Consider the following 20,859-nt stretch of genomic DNA (forward strand, 5'->3'; position numbering starts at 1 on the left):
GAATGTTCAGATTCTCCCCGTTCGGGAATTTTCTTCGCCTCAGATGGGCGGTCCAGCTGAATCTTCCCGATCGAGTTGTATTCGGCGATTCCCGTCGATGATGTCAAAAGGCGTTTCAGCTGAGCAACGATTCGAGGCTCTCGCACTGAACCGCGTGCTTTTCCGGGTTCGTGTCTCGCAGTTTCCGGATGTTCTGCAGCTTCCACTGGACGGCGGGCAGGTTTGCTGCGGAGGGCAGCCCGATCGCGTCGAAGTCTGGTTCGCCACCGACCAGTGTTCGCAAGAATTGCGCGGCATTTCCGGTCAAACGGGACTGGGCGTCCTCGATGAGTCTGTTCCGCACTTGCTCAAGATCGGTGACGGCGACCGTATCAACGGTCATGCCGGAGAACTCCGCTTCGAAAACGTTTGCCAGCGGAATGAGGTTCGGGTTCAGCAATTCATGTGGCGGTCGGCTGGAGCTTGCGACGTAGACGAGGAAGGCCCGGAAGAGATCCTCCGTAACGCCCTCATTTTCGTAGAGCAACTTCACGTCGAACAGATCGCGCGGATGCTGTCGGTCTAACGCCGCATGGAGCTTACCGGCATAGAGGTCCTCGAACGCGACCAGTCTTGTCTCCGCGAACCCGAATTCGTCCTCGACCGCTGGCGACACGCGTTTGATTTCGGGCTCGAAGACCACGCCGCGCGTGACCGGTGAGGTTTCGACCTTCACGGTCGCGGTGCCGCGTTGAAACAGGACACGCGTTGCGCCGCCGCCACCGCCCGCGATCCTGCTGGAGGTCACCCCGCGCACCTTTGAGCCCGCCACGGCGATACGGTCCATGGCGGCGTCGATGTCCGCGAGGGACTGAGGGCGTTCCCGGATCGGCAGGAAGGTCAGATCGATGTCGACCGACAGACGCGGAAGGTCACGATAGAACAGGTTGATCGCCGTGCCGCCTTTCAGGGCGAAGTCTTCCTCTGCCGCTACGGCGGGCAGAATATCGACCAGCAGCCGGACCTGATCCACATATCGCTCACGCGCCATGGCGCGCCTCACTTTGCGGCATCAATTCAGGCGGAACGGAGATGGCGTACCGTGGATGGAAGTGGCCGTTCTCAAAGAGGGCGCGCGGCCCGGAACCCAGGTCGAACCGCTCAGGTGAGAGATGTCGCCGCCACGCGTGGCCGTGCTTGTCGGCAAAGACGAAGAAGAGCCGCTTCACCTTGATACTGTTGCAGGACGCCAGCAGCTTCTCCAGTCTGCGGGGGCGCGCGGAGGCGAGGCCTTCGAAGACCGTATCGACGATATGAGCGCTCTCATGTTTGGGCAGTTCACCCAGCAGTTCGAGGATGGCGCGTTCCGGCGTTGAACACTTTAGCAGACCAACGGAAGAGTCGACCTTTGTCGTCTCCTCATCAGCGCTCATGTCGAATAGTTTAGTGCTGTGCAGCTTGTAACGGGCCGCATCATCCAGCCGCTTGAGCCAGGTCGGATGCGCATCGCCATAAAGGTGGACCTCTTGATCACCGCCTATAGGCACGTAGTGGACGAACCCTTGCAGATCCAACGCGGTCCGTCCGCCGACGACCGATGAATAGTCCATGACGTGCTGCAATGAGCGAACGACGAGTTGCCACTCGGCGCTGTTTGAGGCCGTCCCTGGCCGTCGGTAGAGGCCGCGCACAACAGGTTCGAGCCAGCCGCTGTCTATGTATTTGTGGGCGAGCATGCGCGTGATGCCGTGACGCTCCAGCGTCGGCGTATCGACTAGCCGCCCGGGCAGGACGGCTTCCAGCAGCCACTTTAACTTTGTCTCGTTTTGTCGCCTCATGGGATACAAAATAGCGTACTTTCGAAATTTTTCAAGCAGCGAATTTTGAGTATGCCTCACTTGGTACACCCAGGGGATACGAAAGTTGCTGAGATCGAAATAAGTAGAGTGGAATGAAGACGCTTGCTGACAGGCCATCACTCACGGCCTTCGAGCGCGTTCATGACGGCGAGGCCGACGCTCTTGGCGGCCTCCATCGCATGCCGATCCGACAAATGGGCATAGCGCTGCGTGGTCTCAGGACGGCTATGACCGAGCAGTGTGCCGATGACCGGAAGCGACAGGCCATTGGCCAGCGCGAAACTCGCAAAGCTGTGCCGGAGATCGTGCTTCCGGACATCCGGCAGGCCAGCTTCCTCGCGCACCAGTCTCCAGACCGCCTGCGTCCCGCAATAAGGGCCTGTTCCCGCATTGTTGAGAAAGACCCAGGTTGGGTGCAGTCGCGGCAAGCCTTTGAGAATATCCAGGACTTGCGGCGAGATCGGCCGGATCGACCGGCCTGACTTGGTTTCTTCAAACCGGAAGAAGGAGCGGTCGAAATCAATCTCTGACCATTTCAGCTCTTCGATCTCCTTAGTTCGCGCACCCGTCATCAGCAGGAGACGGATAATTGTGATGCCAGTCATACGCCGATCCATTTGCTCCCACTCATCGAGGCATTTGCCGAGACGGTGGGCCTCGGCCACAGAGAGGTAGCGTTCCTTCTTGCCATCCGGCGCGAGCCTGAGATTGGCTGCAACATTCTGGTCCACAAAACCGATATCCTTCATGTAGGCGAGAACACTCTTGAAGCTGACCATTGTCCGCTTCGCTGTCCCTGTGCCGCCCGTGGCTCGGCGCACCCCATGCTTCTTGGTCTTCTGAACGACAGCGGTCCGGCCCGCGGTGATATCGTCACGCAGCAATTCGACATCCCGGCGTGTCAGTTCACGAAGCTTCTTGTTGCCGATTGCAGGGATGAGGTGCGCATCCATCCGGCTCATCTCATTCCGTATGTTACGCGGGTCTCTGGCCTTGCCTGTTCGCCGGTTGCGGTGCGCCGCTTCGGCGTGCCAGATCTCGATGGCTTTTGCGACGGTGATGTCTGCTTTAGCTTTAGCGGCCGCATCAATCTCTTCCCGGCGATCCTCGCCGAGGCGGGCATTGGCAAGATAGACCTGAGCCTCCTTGCGCGCCATTTCACACGTCATCGTATTGGAAGCGGCAATGCTCACCCGTCTCTGTTTCGCGCCGCGCCCGACGCCCACCCGATAGGACACGATGTAGGCCTTGCGCCCATTCGCGGCGACCCTGAGACCAAAGCCGGGAAGCTCCTTGTCCCAGATAATGTAAGGCGACTTTTTCGGGTCGGCCAAATCGACAACGCGCTTCGTGATCTTGACCTTTTTTCCTGTTTTTGACATCCAATCCTCCGGTTTGTCCGGTGGCGACTGGGTTTCCTGACTTTTGAGTCAGCACGGAGTCGGACAAATAAATCCAAAAACTCCAGCAACTGCGGGCCATTGGGCCCGAATTTGAGTCAGCACCATGTCAGCACCGCGAGCCGTAAACGGCTCCAATTTCTCGCAAGGTCTCGCAAAACCGCGACCCTCAAAAGTCATCATAAACCGCGCTAAGTGCTTGTCGTAGAATGTTTTTTCGCAAGAACTCGCAAGGCGTTGCTGACTCTCGCAAACATGGTAGGGTCAAACTCCGAAGGCGGATGTCAACAGGGCGCGTGAAAACGAGGAGACGAAAAAGGACTACAGGAACAAGGATTTGCGAGGCCTACGTTCCGAACTTTCAACTCGCTAGAATTTCACGTAAGCGCTGCGTAAGCAGTTGCGACCCGTTATGCACCCGTAGCTCAGCTGGATAGAGCGTCGCCCTCCGAAGGCGAAGGCCACAGGTTCGAATCCTGTCGGGTGCGCCATTTCATTTTGTCCCCCGCCAAAGGCACTCAAAGCCCTGAACGGCAACGAAAATTCGGGGTTCGAAAACCCTGCTTTTCGGCAGTAGGCCAATCGGTCTGAAAACGTCAAACGAAGCACGGTTCTCTTGTGTTCAAGGCGGTCAGATTCCCAAAGTTTGCAAGGGTTTGAGAGGAAGTTCATCGCGAGTTCGAACATTTCCTCGAAGGTGTGCTTAGGTTTGCCCGCATCGCGGCGTTGTTCTTCCAACGCCAGCTTTTCATTTTCGAGCGCAGCGAGGCGCTTCTCATACGCGGAGATCACCTTCGGATTCGAAGCCTCAACGATCCGGTCGAGCAGACCATCAATCTGCTTTTCAATTTTTCCGACGTTCTGCTTGATGCCCGCGCGCACCTGATCAACCTGGCTTAGGCGCTGATCCCAGCCATCTTGGAGCATTGCGCGGACCAGAGAGAACAGCGCTGGTGCTGGCCGGAGGGTTTTCAGGAGTGCTGAGAACGCACCCTCAATGTCATCGCGCCGGATCGATTTACGATAGCTCTCACAGCCTTTGTTGAAGCACATGTAGTAGGGATGTTTCGCGCCGGTCTTGCTCTTCGACCAGCAGGACGTAAGCGGCTTTTCGCAGTCAGCGCATTTAACGAAGCCGCGCAACGGGAAGTCGTCACTCAAATCCTTGCGTGACGGCGCATAGGCGACTTCCTTCAGCCGGTCTTGAATCCTGTTGTATGCAGAAAACGAGATCAGACTCTCATGCCGCGCTTCGCGAATACCGATGTTCCAGTTCGGCGCATGAAGATAACCGGCGTAGAGCGGCTGGGTTAGAAAATCTTCGACCCGCTGATGACGGATTTCGCCATTCGGCAGACACTTGGGAAAGTGAGGCTGCGATTCCAAAAACCGCTTCACTTCAACCTTGGTCTGGAAACGTCCCGAAGCGAAGCCCTCAAGCGCTTCTTGCATGATGGAGGCGAGCGGTTCATCGCGCACCAGCACCTTGCCTTCCCCCTTCGATTTCTCATAGCGGTAACCGACAGGCTTCCAGAACACCCAATAGCCATTCAGCAAGCGCGAGCGCATGCGGTTGAGAGTCTGTTCCGCATTCTTGCGGCGCTGGTGTTGGGAGACCGTCGCAAGGATATATTCTTGCAACTCGCTATCGGCGTCATCGCCGAATTCGAGCGTCGGGGATTCCAGAACGCCACCGGCCATGCTGATCGCGGCCCGCAATTCGATATGGGCCTTAACGCCGCGCGCCAACCGCGAAATATCATCGATCAAAACTGCATGTGGATCGTTACGATGCTTCTTCAGGAACGCGAGCATGGACTTCATGCCAGGGCGATCGATCAGGCTGCCGGATAGATCATCGCTGAAAACCTCCACAACGTCGTAGCCTCGATAACCGGCGAACTCGCGGCAGCGCGTTTCTTGCGATCCTAGACCGTCCCCGCGTTTGGTTTGCGCTGCGCTGGAAACGCGACAGTAGATGACAGCCTTCTTAGGCTTTAAGTCTGATTCAATGGCCAGGTTTCTCACGATGACTCTCCCGCCATCGTTTCAATTTCACGCTCGGCGGCCTCCTCAAAATTTTCGATCAATACAGTACGCGGACATTTTACCTGATCTGCCGCTGGTTTTGCTGAAAGCGGGAGATTTTCTGGAAGTTGTCCACATGGGCTTCGCGCCTGTTGCGCAGGATGCACTCCGAATCCGAGGTCAATAAACCCAACGATGATATTCCAGAGCGTTTCGAGAAATTCTCGCTTCTGAGCCTCGCTCAGGTCTGCCTCGTCGAGGTATGCAGCATACCGGTCATAATCTACTTCGATTATCGGGCGCTCGGCTTTTCCATCCGTTTGCGTCCCGCGCCTTTGTCGAGTTCCGCCTTTCTTTGCTTCTTTCTTATACCTCACCCTTTCACTTCCTTTCGACTTAGGTGTTGTCCATCTAGCTATCCTTTCCTCATCTTCGATGCTTAGAACAAAAGAAGAACATTACTCTTCTTTTTACTCAGTAGCAAGAAGATTCTACTGGTTTGCGGCCCGCTCTGCGGACCTACCGTTCTCGGCCATGCTCGCGGGTCCTAGACCGTCGACGAGTGCGCGATCGGTCTTCCTCAAGCGTCTTTTCGGATCGCTCGTCGCGCACTCGATCAGCTTGCTGATCATGAAGCAGAGCGCGCGTTTGTTGATATGCTTCTTGGGCAAGTGCGGAGACCTTGAGCAGGTCGGACCCCGTGAAGCTGTTGGTGTCCTTGAACTCACCGGATTTCTCGTCTCGGTAGGTGCGGCTGATGCTAGTCGTGAAGAAGTCTCCGCCGGTTCCCGAGTTGCGCCAGATCGCTGCTTTGATTGCACCGTCGCGCAGAGTCAATTCGGGTTTTTCGGTCATCAGGGTTTCCTTTCGATCATGAGTAGGCCCTTCACAAAGGAGGGGCGCGGAGGCTCCGTGGCCTTGGGCTCTGGTCGGGGAGTGATTTGCGGAGCGAGGAGCGCGGGTCTTGGACGATCCGCTTCCGTGACCTCGTAATCGCTCAAAGTGCCTAGCGAATGGATAGAGGCGTTGTTGCCGCAAGAGGTTGTGCATCGCCACGTGTTGCGGGTCGTTGCGCCCAAGCAGCCATACCGGCCGCACCGGCCACAGCGAACGAACAGGAGGTTATGTTGAACGTGGCAATGGGGACAGACCAAGCCCGCAAAGTCGATGTGCTCGGGGCGGACCGTTAAGTTGCGTGACCTCGCCGATCCGTTGGTTGTCGCTCCGACTTTGCTTACGCTTGAAACGCGGTATGTCGGTCCCAACGGATCACGAGCGAGTAAGGCGACGAAGCCTTCGTCGTATAGCGTGCAGACGAATGATTGATGCGCGGTTGGGTTGGTCATAGCGGCGTACCTTTGAATACATGGTCAAGTGTGACGAAGACCGCTGTTTGCTCTTCGGTTGAAAACACCGCGCTTCTCCTGTCGGGATGGAATTCCTTCGCGAGGTAGCTGCGGACGCTGCGCAGCTTACGTCCGTCAGTTTCTTCGAACGCAATCCGAATGCGATCGAAAACCGCCGCGCGTAGGTAGCTGGGCAATCCAGGTCGATCGGTCGAGTTTGGTCCGAAGAGGGCTTCAAACCGTTCTTTAGGCGATGTGCTCATGGGGTCTCCTTTCTGTCTGAGTACAAAGGGTCAAAGCCGCGCCATCAGTATGCGCCGCGCGCTTGCAACGATTTCAGGCGCAAACCTGTCGCGCAGAAGTTGCGAGCGTTGGTCGAGATCGCTTGGCGTGTAGTGTCCGGTAATTCCGAACAGTGCCCGCGCGTCGGCTTCACTCATGCGCCGACTGAATACCGGCCCCGAGAAGCGCGGAACCGCGAAATGTTGCCCCCGTAGCCACGAGCGGAATTGCGCCCGAGGTGTTTCCTCGCGATGTTCGGGGTCGGGCTCATAGAGCCAGACGGGCAGCTCTTTGTAGTAAGGCATGAGCCGCGCTCTGATCGGACGTTCGCCAAAGCGCGTAACGATCATGTTGCCGCGTTTCGGGTTGAGAAACCGACGCACCTGGTCGGGCGTCATCACCTCTCGCTCATTGACGAATTGGTGCTTGTTTTTTCCCCGTCCGGTTTTTTCTTTTCGCGTCGCTTTGCCGAGTTGTTGAGAAAGGAAATCCGCAGTCGACGGATGGTTCACTCCCATCCAAAACACAGCGTCAGCATTGCCGATGAACGAAGCCCAACTCGTTGGGTAAGCCTGCTTCAGGTTGCCGATGTCCTGCGCCACACCGAGAAAGCGCACGCCATAGCCTCGCATCACTGCAAGAGCGGCCTCGACATCGGGCATGTTTCCCAATGACGGCATCTCATCGATCGCGAAAAGCGACGGATTCTCGAGCCCGCCTGGGATCATCTCGAAACCGTAGAGAGCGCTCATCGTGAGGAGACGGAACCACGGTCGAAGAGCGCCTCGAATCTCTGTCGTCGGCGCGACACAGACCACCCAATCGGCACCACCCTTGAGATCGCAGAGGTTGAACGTGCTGTTCCGCGAAATCGCTCGAACCTGAGGGTGATCGAGAAACTTGGTTGCCGCGCGCAGCGTCGCCAAAACGTCATCAGCGCCGTTAGCGGATGCACCGAGCATGAAGGCTCCGCCCTTTGCGACGTGTCCTGAGAAAGCCGGATTGTCGCGCATGGCGATCCAGAGGAAATCGAGAGCCTCTTGAGGATCATCTGAGAGTTCGCGGTAGCCAACGCTGACGAGTTCGCGGGCGCGCACGATGTTGCGCCTCTCAGATGGCTCAGTCGTCAGGACGTGACCGAGGATTGACGACCAAATTAGTCGAGCGCTCTCAGGCCAGAAAGGTTTCTCGCTGGGATGCTTCTCAACACAGGCTTCAGCGATCTTGTCGAGATAAAGGGTAGAGACATCTTCGCCGATGCGGGCGTTGAGAGCGACAAGTTCGTGCAAGGGATCCCACGACGCGGACTGCTGCTTCGTGATGCGCAACGGATCGAGGACGTGCGCAGTGCGTCCATTCCTGACCTGAGACGGAAGGATGGTTGTTGCCAGCGTCCCCTTCGGATCAATCGCAAAGGCTGACGTTGAGCTGTTCAGGACGGCAAGTTGTGATGCGAGGAACACGGACTTCCCGCTACCCGTTCCCGCAATCATCATCATGTGGCGTTGCGGCTTCATGCCCATCGGTTGAACCCAACCGCCAAGCCAATGTCGCACACGACCGAGAAGGACGTCGCCGTCTTTAAACTGAAGGCATAAGCTCGAAGCCACTGACAACCAGCCAGCAGTCTGTTTGCCGCCCATTGAGAAGACTTCTTCAAACCAATCGAGAAGTTGCGCCCATGCGCGCCAGATTGGCCGCCACGGAAGGCGCGGCCAGAACCAGTCATGGGTTGGATGCCAGAATCCGTAGCGCCGCGCGATGAGCGCCCAAGCGCAGCGAAGCGCAAAAAGTATTAGTCCAATTGCGGCTGTCAGGCGAAGGGTGGCCTGAATGTCTTCCAACGGCATCTAAGCTTGCTCCAAACCAGAACCTCAAAGTTCTGTTTGGCAAGGCAAGCAGAGCGGCGTCCAAGGCACCTGCAACCGACCTGCAACTTTAGGAAATAAACGGGCTATGCGGCTTGCTGGCCTGCAGGCGTCGTGAAATTCTTGCTGTCTGTTGAAAGCGATGAGACAGCGTGACAAGATTTTTAGATCAACCGAGCGCTTCCAAGGAGCCTCAGAGATACATCGTATATGAGAAGTACTCTCATCTTCTCATGCGGAGAATTTGGCAGTACCTGCGCTCGGACTTCCTGTCCTCTGGACTTGGCCGAGAACGCTTCTGTCGACGGCTGGTTGATACTGTCTCAGGTATTATTGAAGCGGGACATTTTGTAAGAAACGAGTTCGCTGAAAATGTCCCCATAGACCCGACCGACATTAGCGATTTCGGGTTGAACAAATTCATAAACAGCGCACCGCCACTCAAGCGTACAAAAATTTTGCTGCTGGCGCACCTATACTGTCAGCGGACTTTTAAAGATGTCAGTTTTGTAGACGGTGAAGAGCGCTTCGTTGCCCAAAGGGCCCGCGCACTCATCGAGCACACACTCGACCTCTTTCCCAGAAGGGATTTGGTTTTAGCCAACCGCATCGCGGAGCAGTTTTCCGGCAACGTGTGCATTCATGATGATGGTTCTAAGAGCATCCGCGTCGGAAACTTCCGACCTGTCTCCGAGGTGCACGGCTGTGTATTCGGCCACACTCATGCTTGGAGAACTGGTTATCCTGTCCTCGGGGACCTGATCAGGAACAGGTTTGACTACCCCAAGAATGGAAACGTCTTTCGGATCGGCATCACAAGCCGCGACAGAAAAATGGGCATAACCTGGAAAGAGCGAAAATCCATCGACAAGGAGACCGGCTTTGTGATGTTTTTTCCCTACTATGTTGCTGGTTACAGAGAAACCACCCGCGATGCGCGGTTGCTCGATCTATCGGTCGTGCACTGCGCAAAGCTGGCGACTGCCAACGAAATTCCAGTAGTCGCGTTGCGTTATGACGTTGATTTTTTTACCGGCGATTGCCAGCCAAGATCGGTCGACAATTTGTTGTTTGACCAGACGACAGGGACCGTCCTGAAGACAATAAATCGGATTCCGAATGGAGGGTTGGGCGTGGATGCAAGCGTGCCTCCCCCTGACTTGAGGTCCGATTTGGAAACGGCCCAACCAGCTTACGATGACCCAATGGGATTAGTTTTTCCTAGGTACTGGAGAATGATCCCCAACGACTGTGAAGCTATTTCCAATATCTTTGATTTGTATGGCTGGAGTATGCGATAATGTCCGTACAAGGAGCAACCAACAGAAAAGGAAGTTTATTGGAAGGCCAAAGGAGTTTGTTGAGAGCCATACGGCTGGAAGACTTAGATCAGGCTCAGAGTATTCTAGGCGAAAACCCCGACTCGGTTCTGGAAATTGACCCTACGACCAGAGAGACGGGTTTGCACGTATCTGCGAAAAACGCTCTTGGCGAATTCGTCGACGCGATTCTCGAAAGTCCTAGCGTTGACTTCTCACTGCAAGATGCACGGGGGTATGACGTTCTGCAATCGGCGATGGAATCGCTCGACCAAACCATCGTCCAGAAAATTCATTCCGCGATGAGTGAGCGAGCTCCGCATCTGTTGAATAACCCTCCGCATTTGACCGCTGACCAGTAAGTCACGTTCTTTGTCCCTCAGGACGCGCATTTCTTCCCTGCATAACCTTCGACGTACTCCGCATTCCGAAATTGCTTCGAAAGATTCTGTAGTACAGAAAAGGGGAGCCCCATGTATTTTCGTTTTAGCTTTCGCGCTACGCGCAAGATGTGCGTGTAGTACACGCAATCTTGGCAAGGGAAACCCGCTGCGCGTTTCCCGTTGCATCCCTTCCGGCCGTGGCGCATCTCCGGCATTGAGCCTTCGCTGCGCCATAAGAACGTGTCGCCGTTCAATCACTCGCAGGCGTTTGGCCGCTGCACCACCAGTCAGGAGAGCCTTCAAGCTCCCCCGACACCCCCATGACGAATTCATCGAGACCAAGGGAGACTTCGCTCTCCCCTGGACCCCATCGACCAGCTTCTTCTCAGCTGGACCGAGACCAAGGCGTCTGCCGCCCGTGGACCCCGCACCAAGGTTTCGCCCTTGGAGACGACTAAAGCGCATCTGCACGGTAGCCGTCGTTCGCGGTTCTCATTCCGAAAGAAGCAATTCAGCCATGCCGTCGAGACGGGTCTTGGTATGTCGCCACCCAGGCAATTGTCGATCCAGCAGGCTGTAAAAGCGCTTGCTGTGATTGTGTTCTTTCAGGTGACAAAGCTCGTGGACGATCACGTAGTCGATGCATTCACGCGGCGCTCTTACCAGCCAAGGGTTTAGATGAATTGCGCCGGAAGGTGAGCAGCTACCCCACTGTTTCCTCATAGGGAGCAGCTTCAGATCAGGCTCGTCTCTAACCCACGCCACGCTCGATGCGATCTCTCCGAGCCGCTTCGCGAAGTAGTCCGCTGCCTTGGTTCGATACCACTGATTCAGTCTACGTTTTATCGCTGCAGGGTCGCGATAGGGCAGCGTGACCCTAATTTGCCCGCCTTTTAGCAAGACGGAGGATGGCTCTACAGCCGACTGGATGATCTTTAGCGGGTATCGCTTGCCAAGATAAAAGTGTGTTTCCCCGCTCACAAATTCTCGTGGCAAGGCGTGAGCTCTAGCCTCGGCGACCTCTCGAAGTTGCGCGGTAATCCATCTGGCACGTTTTCGCAGCGCGATCTTTATTTCTGCAGGAGGGGCGTCGGATGGAGCTTCGGCCTCGATTAGGCCGTTGGGATGAACGTGTATGCGTACTTTGGTCGATAAGTTCGGGTTGCGGGCTACCGTGTACCTGAGCGTTTCGTCGCCGTAGTGGAGTACACATTCCATCAGAAGTCGCCCCGAGATAGGCCCAGCTTGGTAACCTCTACGATCCGCTCGCAGACTTCCTTGGCTCGCTCTAACCCGATCGGCTTGAAGAGAAGCGGGAGCACTTTCTTGCGAATAGCCGCTTCGATATTCTGCGGGTTCAGCGAGTTCTCGGCCACGGAGTCAACGACGATGTTGTCGATTTGCAGGCTAACCTCAGCGAGCCTTGAGACGTCTTCGCGCTCGAACTCGTTGCCAAGGACGATCTTGAAAATCCCGAAGTACGCCGCTGCGTGCTTGTTCTCCCCGAGCGACGGCGGAATGCCGTCGACTCTGCGTTCATTCACTTCTGCCTCGAAGTCCTTGAAGAGAGCGTATTGCTTGAATGGGTGCTCAAAAAGCGCATCCGCATCTTCAATGGCTTGCCTCAGCAACTCGGAAAAATAAGCCTGTGCGTAAGGATCGTCCGCAAGGTCCTGTTCAATGGTACGCTTCACCCGCGAACGGATGATGTCCGTTTCGTTCTTCAGCTTCTCCGGCGTCCATTCTTCAGCACGATCCTTTTGACCTAGATTGTTGACAACATAAACGCCGTCCGCCTCCTGGATTTCCTCGCCCAGCACATAGCGATCAACAAGCCGCCTGATCTGATCCTCATAGGCACTGAAATCGACAGTCTCTTGAGCGTCGCGCTTGGCGATACGACGTAACTCGCTGAAGAACTTGAGATCGCGCTTGTAGGTCTGAATTTGTTGTTCGGAGACGGAAGCGTCGTCGAAGAACGAGCGTGAACCGAGTGCGATCTTCAGGCAGATACCGAATTCGGTCAGCGCCTCGTAAAAGTCCTCTCTAACCTTCTGGTTGTCATCGACAGCATCTCCATTCTCGTCCTGTTCGTATTTGGGGATGAGCACCCGTCGGTATTGCTCTAGATCGGCGCGGTTTTTAACGCCCGAGAACACGGACAGAAGTTTTTCATGAAGAGCGGGGAGCCGCTTGTACTCCGTTGAGACATCGGAATAGAGGCCTTGCAGGTCGTCTAAATCAAATCCGGCCTGCGTTCTCTCCGCGAGGTCCTGGTAGCCGTCGATGGCCGTATCTAGCTCTTTGAGGATTCCTCGGTAGTCGATCAGGAGACCATATTTTTTCTGTTCATGCAGGCGGTTCACGCGAGCGATGGCCTGAATGATATTGTGGTGCTTGAGAGGTTTGTCGATGTAGAGGACTGCATTTCTTGGTTCGTCGAAACCAGTCAGCAGTTTGTCGACGACAATCAGGATGTCTGGTGCGCCTGGCTCCGAGAATGCCTCAATGATGTCCCGCTCATAGTCCTCAGGATCGCATTTGACGTTGTCCTTCCACCATTGCTGAACCTCCGGCAGTTCAGCCTCGTCAACATCCTCATGCCCCTCGCGAGTGTCTGGTGGTGAAATGACGACGGCGCTCGTTACTAGCCCCGTGGCGTCCAGCGCCTTCTTGTATCGAATTGCCGACAGCTTGCTATCCGTCGCGAGCTGCCCCTTTAGGTCTTTGCCCAGCGCTTTGAAATTCTCATTGAAATGGACTGCGATATCCCAAGCGATGAGATCAATTCGGTTCGCTGACCCGTAGAGCTGGCCTTTCTTGCCGTACTTTTCTTTGAGGTCGCTCTTCTGTTGGTCGGTCAATGCCACAGTGATCTTGTCGAACCAGTTGTCGATCGCCTTCTCGTTGATGTCGAGGACAGGTCGGCGCTCTTCGTACAGGAGTGGTGTTACAGTGCCGTCCTCGACGGCGCGCTGCATCGTGTACGCATGGACGATGGGGCCGAATTTGTTGGTCGTCTTATCGTCTTTCAGGAGCGGGGTGCCCGTGAACGCGACATAGGACGCGTTAGGCAGGGCTTTGCGCATCCTCTCATGGTTCTCTCCGCTCTGGCTGCGGTGACCTTCATCGATCAAGACGATGATGTTCTCGCTGGGATTGTAGCACTCAGGCAGCTTCGACGCGGTTCCGAATTTGTTGATGATCGAAAAGATGATCCGCTCGTTGCCTTTGCCGATGCGTTTTGCGAGGTCTCTGCCCGTCGAGGCCTTAGCGCGGCTCTCTTCTTTCTTGCCGGCGCTTGTGTTTCCCAAAGCGCCACCTGTCAGGAAGGTTCGGGCAAGCTGCTTTTCCAGATCGACCCTGTCCGTGACCACGACCACGCGGCATTCAGTCAGGTTTTGGTGCAGGAGCAACGCCTTGCACAAAAAGACCATCGTAAAGCTCTTACCAGAGCCCGTGGTATGCCAGATAACGCCGCCTTCGCGTCCTCCGTCAGGGCGTATGTGAGAAATGCGGTCTATCAGCGCCTTGATCCCGAAGACCTGCTGGTAACGGGCGGCGATCTTTCCAACTTTCTTATCGAACAGGATGAAGAAGCGGACGAACTCCAGGAATCGATCTTTGGACAGCAGGCTGACCAACATACGGTCTTGGTCGGTAACGAATTGCTCGCCAGTCCACAGGCTACGAAAATGCTCCTGAACGGACTTCGGTTTATCGAAGAGCAGAGCATCACGGGCTTCGAGTGACAGAGGTTTGTTTTTCACTTCTTTGAAGTGCGCTTCCGACAGCTCTTCTTCTCTCCAGCCCGCCCAAAACTTCTTGGGTGTCTTCGTGGTGGCGTACCGCCCTTCAAGACCGCTGATCGACATCAGCAATTGTGAGTAGGCAAAAAGCTCGGGAATTTCGTCAGGCTTCTGATTGCGGATGTTCTGGCTTATGCCCTCGTCGATCATCGACTTGTTGGGATTGCCGGAATCGGGGCGTTTCGCCTCGATCACGACGAGAGGAATTCCGTTCACGAAACAGACGATGTCTGGGCGACGGGTGCGCGTACCATCGGTGGCAAGCACCTCAAATTCCTCTGTGACCGTGAAGTCATTGTTGGAAGGGTCAAGCCAGTCGATCACTGGTATCGTTGGAGAGTGCTTCTTACCGTCGACGAATTCGGTCACTGTGATGCCGAGCGTCAGGGCATTGTAAAGGCGTTCGTTTGCCGTCAGCAGGCCTTCTTGTAAGTGCGGCGAAGTTAGATCGCGTACGATCTGATCGATCGCATTTGTCGACAGCGGATAAGATTGCCCTTTGTATTCGAAACGCCGCTTTTTGAGCTGCTCGACGAGAATTCCCTTCAGGACGACAGCCTTGTTGCCTTCACGTCGTTTCAGGCACTCGACGGTCGGCATGAATCTCCAGCCGAGGGAAATAAGCGTCTGCAGAGCGGGGACGTGTGCGGAATATTGCTCGGCGGTGTTCGGCGTATAACTCATGACGGTCTATACCCTTCCGCTCGGGCAATGCGTCCGAGTATCCCCTTCAGCAAGATGTCTAGATGCGCATTTTCGGAGTAGTCGGCTGGGGCGACGAAATTAACTCGACCGTCAGAAATCAATCGATGGATTTTCTCTAGGGCGCGAGAATCTCTTTTAGGGTCGTACGCCGCTATAGATTGCCCTCCGTAGTGAGAGGTCATCTTCATGGCGGGTATATCGGTGTCGCCGTCACCGATGAAGATCATTCTAGAAAACGGAATTGGGCGCTCAGCTTCAGGCATGAACGCGTTGATGGCATCGTTGTCCCAGACGCTGTCGATCCCCTTGTTGATCCTAAAGAGAAACTGGGTCTTCGTAGTGTAGTTGATGGCGAGACTGGGCCACTCTGCTTCGCCATTTTCGTTGTAGATGTATCGGGAGGCAAATATCCCCTTGAAGTCGCCCGCTATGGGTGATCCTTCGATCATCTCCTGTGTTCCAGACGAGACGATGTAGTGCTCAACCTGCAAGCCGCGCTCTGACGCAAACGCGTTTATCCGCTCGAACCAGCTATGATCTGCCAGGCCATCAAACAGCTCCGATGAGCCGCCGTGGGATTTCAGTTTGTCCCTAGTGACTCTCAATCCTTTGCGCTGGGCTTCCCGCAGCATCAGTTGCATGTAGACGAGGATTTCGTCCGCATCATGCTCTCTCGTGAGGCGCTTGACTTCCTTCCAGAATTCTTCGCGGGTTAGGTCGATCGCTGGCAGGAATGAGTTCTCCTGAATGTTTCCACGCGCGAGAGTGCCGTCATAGTCATAGATGATAGCTGTGCGCTTGAGGTCGCTCATGCCGCCTCCGCTTCGTCGTTATCGTTTCCGGCATCAGCTTCGTCGGTTTTCGACTTCCGCTTTTTCTTCTTCCCTTCCGAAGTTGGCGTTGCATCCTTGATGAAGGCGAACTCCGCTTCGATCCCCATGCGACGCAGGTCCTTCAGCGCACGCATGAGACTGATGCGGGAGAACAGCGGGAAGTTGAGCGCTTTCGCATCCGCGTCCTTATGGGTGACGATCTGGAATACGACCTTGAATTTGTCTTCGTCGATAGGTGCGGTGAACGCTTCCTGCGCATTTGCAGGTGCGCCATCGGACACCAGCGCTTTTAGCTTGTCCCGCGCTTCTTTATCGTCGCGCAGAAGGTGGATTGAGTTAGTTCCCTGATTGAACAGGTGGCTGAGTTGCGCGGACAGCGTGGAAATCTTTACGTGGTGCAGTACCGCTTTGCCGCCCTGGACTTCATAGACATCGCAGGGCTCGACGGCCTTCTGCCCCGTCGGGGTAATGCTCGATTTGTCGAGGCAGATAAGTCCTGCGCCCGCTGCTGCAACAGCCTCGTTGAACTCGCCTTCATTCTCGTGCGTGAAGTCGGGGAAGCTGCTCGCGGTACAGAAGGGGTCGAGAAAAGTCGATAGCTGGGAGACGAAATCGGTATCAACCAGATACCAGTTGCCGTCACACAGATGATAGGTCTCACCTGACTCAGGAAGAGTCGTGTCAAAGATCAGGCACTTGTAGACCGAATGGCGCTCGCCACGCGGCTGGCCATCTTCATCTGTCAGGTTGAGGCAATGCTTTCGCAGCGCCTCGATATCGATTGTGTTTAGGGAAACGCCGCGAAGCTGCAGATAGTCGTAGTAACGCCCAATGAACACGTCGTCATAGATCAAGCCGCCCCCAGCGCCCGAAAAGGTCGCCCAGAGTCCATCATGGTAGTTTAGGATTTCAGGGACGCTCAGCGAAAGGCTGTCGCTCTTGTTGATCACGGCGTCCAACAACAGGCCGTCCAGCGTGGCAAGCACCGAAGGATCACGCACAGGCGAGATGTTCTGCAGGCCAGGGAAAGTGGTCTTGTAGGCGTCGTCCTCATAGAGCGTGAGCAATTTCTCACAGAGTTCGGGAAGCCCGTCTGGAGTGACATCCGAGCTGACGCGGATATTGCTCGCCCCCGTCGCGTGTTTGAAAAGATTTTTGTGCTCGTCTTTCACCTTGCCGGTCAGGCTCTTCAGAATGGTCGTGTCCTGATCGAAGTCGAAGTAGGTAAGATCGGAATCCGTCGGCATCTGCGTGCGCTGACGCTTTGCGCCGCTGGGCTCAAGGATGTCGGTGCTTTTCAACTTGTCAGGATCGAGACAGTTGAGCGTCACGCGCAGCCCGAAGTCGTACTCGTAGCTCGTGTCGAGCAGGTTGTGGTAGACGTGCCCGAACGTGATCGCGAATACGCGATCATCGACGGGAAGAAAGACGACTGCACCCTTGAGAGCTTGCCTCAAGTCTTTCTGAATACCGAAGTATCCCTTCCACCAAGGCGGGGTCGGCGCGTTATCAAGCACAAACAGCGTTGAGCCTTCAGGAAGCGCTTCGCCCGCGACTGCGTCATCGAGCGCATGGTCATCTTTCAGCGCATTGGAGGCATCAAAGCCTTCCTTGAGCAGATAGATTGAAAAGGAACGGGACTTACTCATGCCGCTGCCTCCTTTTCTACTTTCACACGGCGCTTACCGGTGAGGAGTTGCTGCATGAGAGCGGCTCTTTCGATTTGGAGATTCTGAAGCTCGATTTCGAGCTGGCGGATGTCCCGCCTCGCCGTGTCCAGAATGTCAGCGATGGCCTCTTGCTCTTCGAGAGAAGGGAGCATGAGCGTGATCTGAGAAAGGTTGCGGGCATTGATATGAACGACGGAATTTCCCTGCCCGAACCGCGTCTTCTGCCGCACTACCTCGGACGAGTTGAGAGCGTATCCAAGAAAGTGTGCACACTGACCATGTTCGCGAAACAGGATAATATCGCCGCCTGCGAATGATCGATCATTCCCGAGGTAGGCGACACACTTCCCGATTTCGTCCGCCGTTTCCCCAGAACACGTGAAGAGAATATCGCCATTGTTCAGCGGAACGCTTTGAGCGGCTGCTTCTTCAGAGATAAAGGAGGCAAAGGTCTCAACGATGAAATGGTGCGTGGTGTAAATTTCGCCGTAGCGAATTGCAGGCAATCCCGTTTCGACCACTTCGTCTCGCGGGATGCCCTTACCTTTTATGAAATCGCCCAGCTCTCCCAGTTGAACCTCGCGCCAGACATCTGAAAAACGCGGAAGACGCTTCTTGCCTGTAAGCAGCTGCTGCATCAGTGATTTCTTCTGGGCTTGGCTGTTCGCGATCAATTTCTCCGTCGTCTTAATCGCCCGATCCCAGCTGGTAAGGATATCAGCAATTTCGTCCTGAACATGTTTCGGTGGAATCGGAAGTTTGACCGACTTCAACGCATTCAGCGACAACACCACTTGCGAACTTCCAACCGCATATCCAGCGAACCGCTTTCTCCAAAAATTCAAAGCCGCCAAAAAGAAGTCGCTGTTGCCCTTGGGAAAGTCGAAGACGGGATAGAAGTGACTGATGATTCCAGTTTGGCCTGTGTCGTTTCGATTGAAGAAGAAAAGACCGTCATCGCTCCGAGAGCGATACGTGAAGAATTGAGGCGGAATTACATGAAAACCCACGTTGTCGCGCGAGGTAATACGGCTCTCACCATAGTACTCGCTTTGCGGGATCAACCCCTCTCTGGAAGAGGTCAGCACTGGGTACTGATCCTTTTCGACAGATTTTTCCCGATACGCCTCGATCCAGTTTCCGAGGCTTTCCATCTTCCAACCCTCAGGAACCATAGCCCAGCTCCTTCAGGTAGCCGTCCATCTGCGCTTCTAGGTCAGTGAGTTCGGCCTTCAGCTTCTCGCGCTCGGCCCGCACGGCCATCAGGTCGATTTCTTCTTCTTCTTCAAACGTGTCGACGTAGCGGGGGATGTTCAGGTTGTAATCGTTCTCAGCCATCTCCTCGGGCGTCGCGAAGTAGGCGTACTTATCGACGCTCTTGCGCGCCTGGTAGGTCTCCACGATCTTCGCGATGTGATTGTTGGAGAGTTGGTTTTGGTTTTTGCCGGAGATGAACTCGCGGCTTGCGTCAATGAACAGGACGTTTCTGTCGCTCTTCTTCTTGCGGAGTATGAGGATCGTGGCGGGGATGCCGGTTCCGTAAAAGAGCTTTTCCGGCAGACCGATTACGGCGTCCAGCAGGTTTTCTTCAACCAGCTTTTGGCGGATTTTCCCTTCGGTCGAACCACGGAAGAGAACGCCGTGAGGGGCAACGACAGCCATGCGCCCGCTCTTGGGTTTCATGGTCTCGACCATGTGCAGAATGAATGCGTAGTCGCCCTTGGTCTTCGGCGGAATGCCACGACGGAATCGACTGAACTTGTCGCCTTCCGCTGTGCCGTGACCCCACTTCTCAAGCGAGAAGGGCGGGTTGGCGACAACCACATCGAAGTGCTTGAGGCTGTCTTCGCCATCCAGCAGTTTCGGGTTGCGGATCGTATCGCCCCATTCGATGCGGTGATTATCTTCACCGTGCAGGAACATGTTCATTTTGGCGAGCGCCCAAGTGCTGCCGATCGCCTCCTGTCCGTACAGGGCGTATTTCTTGGACCCCTTGTTTTCGATTTGCACGCGCTTGCCACACTTCATGAGTAGCGAGCCCGAACCGCATGTCGGATCGCAAATCTCATCGCCTTCTTTGGGCGCGACCAGTTCGGCCATCAGCTCGGAGACTTCGGGCGGCGTATAGAATTCACCCGCCTTGCGGCCCGAGTCGGCGGCGAATTGTTTGATCAGGAACTCATACGCGTTGCCGATGATGTCGAGTTTGCCGATGCGGCTGGGACGGAGGTTGAGCTTGTCTTTCGCAAAGTCCTCAAGCAGCTCCTTGAGCAACTCGTTCTTGTGCGCTTCTTCGCCGAGCTTGTTTGAGTTGAAGCTGATGTCCTGGAATACGTCGCGCAGCTTGGCGATGTTCGCCTCTTCGATCGCGTGCAGCGCCTTGTCGATGCGTTCGCCGTTTCCGGCTTCGTGACGGCGCTTATAGAGCGCATAGAAGTTGGCGCTCTCCGGCAGAACGAAGCGCTCGTTCTTCATCATCTCGTTGATGAGTTCGGGCTCGTCGCCATACTCCTTCTTGTATTCCTCATAATGATCGTTCCACACGTCACTGAGGTATTTCAGGAAGAGCATCGTCAGGACGTAGTCCTTATAGACTCCGGCATCGACGGTGCCGCGGAAGGTGTCGCACGCTTCCCATACGGCCTTGTTGATCTCGTCCTGTTTGACTTGTGCGTTCATTGTTGCGCCCCCCTTAGGCGTGTGTGCAGGAGCCCGACAGCGAGCGCGTCGAGTTGCTGGTTTCGGTTTTGAATGAGCTGGTTGAGTACGGCGCGCTCGCGCTGGGCTGCGCGCCAGAATTCGACAATGACCTGCTGCTCGTGGACCGGCGGAATGGCGAGCGGGAGGTTTTCAAGCGCTTTGCGGCGTATGTTCTGGATGTATGAGCCAGTGGCCGTGCGCGAGAAATAGTCTTGGGCAGGCTTCTGATTGATCTGCCAAGCAAGAAAGGCGGGCAGCAGCTTCTCTGGGCGTTTCACCTTAATGACGTAGAACTGCGGAGCGCATACGGCGCGCGCAGGCGGATCGTTGATGGGGTAAGCCAGAGTTCGTGTGCCCCGCGCGGAAAAAATCACATCGTCTCCGCTGAGCCAGTCGGGCGTGCGCTTCGAGGGCAGCTCGACCGTCGGGACGTGTGCCCAGTCGATATCCGCATCGAGGCTCACATCCTTGAGCGCCAAGAAGTGCACGTCGCCCGCCTTCAGGGCCTCGGCTGAGCCGCGCAGCGGGTAGCCCGCCGAGATTTCAGCGGCGCGTCCAAGGCTCTCGAAAATGATTGCGTCATCCGTCATGATGCGTTTCTACCGTGATCGGTAGCGCCGAGTCAAGAATTTATTTTTGCATGAAGTCGAATGACGCAATTCATTCCGTTGTCGTTTG

The 20,859-nt window shown here is 55.5% G+C and carries 16 protein-coding genes, 1 tRNA gene and 1 pseudogene; 3 read left to right on the plus strand and 15 right to left on the minus strand.

The genetic code is table 11. The features are described 5' to 3' along the window. Nucleotides 1-115 precede the first annotated feature (115 nt). From PB2503_RS05280 to PB2503_RS05290, 3 genes are read right to left on the minus strand one after another with little or no spacing between them, the layout of a single operon-like run. A complete protein-coding gene (locus tag PB2503_RS05280; protein ID WP_013300198.1) occupies nucleotides 116-1,030 on the minus strand; it encodes a nucleotidyl transferase AbiEii/AbiGii toxin family protein in 915 nt (304 codons plus the stop codon). Beyond that, nucleotides 1,020-1,955: a type IV toxin-antitoxin system AbiEi family antitoxin domain-containing protein gene (locus PB2503_RS05285; protein ID WP_013300199.1), complete on the minus strand. Its 936-nt coding sequence runs from the start codon at nucleotides 1,953-1,955 to the stop codon at nucleotides 1,020-1,022. The genes PB2503_RS05280 and PB2503_RS05285 overlap by 11 nt, the downstream gene beginning before the upstream one ends. Then, the gene (locus tag PB2503_RS05290; protein ID WP_013300200.1) at nucleotides 1,955-3,220 is read right to left on the minus strand and encodes a site-specific integrase; all 1,266 of its coding nucleotides are present in this window, start codon (nucleotides 3,218-3,220) and stop codon (nucleotides 1,955-1,957) included. The genes PB2503_RS05285 and PB2503_RS05290 overlap by 1 nt, the downstream gene beginning before the upstream one ends. A gap of 432 nt (nucleotides 3,221-3,652) precedes the next feature. Between PB2503_RS05290 and PB2503_RS05295 the strand changes: the two genes are divergently transcribed. Continuing rightward, nucleotides 3,653-3,729, plus strand: a tRNA-Arg gene (locus tag PB2503_RS05295). Between the two features lie 493 nt (nucleotides 3,730-4,222). Here PB2503_RS05295 and PB2503_RS14930 read toward each other — a convergent pair. The 5 genes and pseudogenes from PB2503_RS14930 to PB2503_RS05325 form a co-directional block, all read right to left on the minus strand. Beyond that, nucleotides 4,223-5,266 (minus strand): annotated as a pseudogene (locus tag PB2503_RS14930) (recombinase family protein); the annotation flags it as partial. Then, complete coding sequence (locus PB2503_RS05310; protein ID WP_013300201.1) at nucleotides 5,263-5,643, minus strand: hypothetical protein; 381 nt, start codon at nucleotides 5,641-5,643, stop codon at nucleotides 5,263-5,265. The pseudogene PB2503_RS14930 and the gene PB2503_RS05310, both read right to left, overlap by 4 nt. A gap of 142 nt (nucleotides 5,644-5,785) precedes the next feature. Next, a complete protein-coding gene (locus PB2503_RS13860; RefSeq protein WP_013300202.1) occupies nucleotides 5,786-6,121 on the minus strand; it encodes a hypothetical protein in 336 nt (111 codons plus the stop codon). 487 nt (nucleotides 6,122-6,608) lie between these two features. Next, nucleotides 6,609-6,875 (minus strand): hypothetical protein, encoded by a 267-nt coding sequence (locus tag PB2503_RS05320; RefSeq protein ID WP_013300203.1) that lies wholly within the window; start codon nucleotides 6,873-6,875, stop codon nucleotides 6,609-6,611. 30 nt (nucleotides 6,876-6,905) lie between these two features. Beyond that, nucleotides 6,906-8,744 (minus strand): type IV secretory system conjugative DNA transfer family protein, encoded by a 1,839-nt coding sequence (locus PB2503_RS05325; protein ID WP_013300204.1) that lies wholly within the window; start codon nucleotides 8,742-8,744, stop codon nucleotides 6,906-6,908. A gap of 170 nt (nucleotides 8,745-8,914) precedes the next feature. On the opposite strand from PB2503_RS05325, the gene PB2503_RS05330 reads away from it, so the two are divergent. Together PB2503_RS05330 and PB2503_RS05335 are read left to right on the plus strand one after the other, a co-directional pair. Further along, nucleotides 8,915-10,063 carry a hypothetical protein gene (locus PB2503_RS05330; protein WP_148235200.1) on the plus strand — a complete coding sequence of 383 codons (1,149 nt, stop codon included), beginning with the start codon at nucleotides 8,915-8,917 and terminating at the stop codon, nucleotides 10,061-10,063. Further along, nucleotides 10,063-10,443 (plus strand): hypothetical protein, encoded by a 381-nt coding sequence (locus PB2503_RS05335; protein WP_148235201.1) that lies wholly within the window; start codon nucleotides 10,063-10,065, stop codon nucleotides 10,441-10,443. The genes PB2503_RS05330 and PB2503_RS05335 overlap by 1 nt, the downstream gene beginning before the upstream one ends. 513 nt (nucleotides 10,444-10,956) lie before the next feature. On the opposite strand, the gene PB2503_RS05340 is transcribed toward PB2503_RS05335, so the two are convergent. The 7 genes from PB2503_RS05340 to PB2503_RS05375 are packed head-to-tail and all read right to left on the minus strand — an operon-like array spanning nucleotide 10,957 to nucleotide 20,771. Continuing rightward, nucleotides 10,957-11,682, minus strand: coding sequence for a M48 family metallopeptidase (locus PB2503_RS05340; RefSeq protein ID WP_013300207.1), 726 nt, complete (start codon nucleotides 11,680-11,682; stop codon nucleotides 10,957-10,959). Further along, entirely contained in the window at nucleotides 11,682-14,957 is a 3,276-nt protein-coding gene (locus tag PB2503_RS05345; protein WP_041534901.1) for a type I restriction endonuclease subunit R, read from the minus strand. The genes PB2503_RS05340 and PB2503_RS05345 overlap by 1 nt, the downstream gene beginning before the upstream one ends. Then, complete coding sequence (locus tag PB2503_RS05350; RefSeq protein ID WP_013300208.1) at nucleotides 14,954-15,790, minus strand: HAD family hydrolase; 837 nt, start codon at nucleotides 15,788-15,790, stop codon at nucleotides 14,954-14,956. The genes PB2503_RS05345 and PB2503_RS05350 overlap by 4 nt, the downstream gene beginning before the upstream one ends. Next, the gene (locus PB2503_RS05355) at nucleotides 15,787-17,460 is read right to left on the minus strand and encodes a TIGR04141 family sporadically distributed protein (RefSeq protein ID WP_013300209.1); all 1,674 of its coding nucleotides are present in this window, start codon (nucleotides 17,458-17,460) and stop codon (nucleotides 15,787-15,789) included. The genes PB2503_RS05350 and PB2503_RS05355 overlap by 4 nt, the downstream gene beginning before the upstream one ends. Beyond that, nucleotides 17,457-18,656, minus strand: a complete 1,200-nt coding sequence (locus PB2503_RS13865; protein WP_013300210.1) for a restriction endonuclease subunit S — start codon at nucleotides 18,654-18,656, stop codon at nucleotides 17,457-17,459. The genes PB2503_RS05355 and PB2503_RS13865 overlap by 4 nt, the downstream gene beginning before the upstream one ends. Then, the gene (locus tag PB2503_RS05370; RefSeq protein ID WP_013300211.1) at nucleotides 18,646-20,160 is read right to left on the minus strand and encodes a type I restriction-modification system subunit M; all 1,515 of its coding nucleotides are present in this window, start codon (nucleotides 20,158-20,160) and stop codon (nucleotides 18,646-18,648) included. The genes PB2503_RS13865 and PB2503_RS05370 overlap by 11 nt, the downstream gene beginning before the upstream one ends. Beyond that, a complete protein-coding gene (locus PB2503_RS05375; RefSeq protein WP_013300212.1) occupies nucleotides 20,157-20,771 on the minus strand; it encodes a restriction endonuclease subunit S in 615 nt (204 codons plus the stop codon). The genes PB2503_RS05370 and PB2503_RS05375 overlap by 4 nt, the downstream gene beginning before the upstream one ends. Nucleotides 20,772-20,859 lie beyond the last annotated feature (88 nt).

Origin of the sequence: Parvularcula bermudensis HTCC2503 (assembly GCF_000152825.2) — a bacterium.
In the GTDB taxonomy this organism is placed as follows: Bacteria; Pseudomonadota; Alphaproteobacteria; order Caulobacterales; family Parvularculaceae; genus Parvularcula; species Parvularcula bermudensis.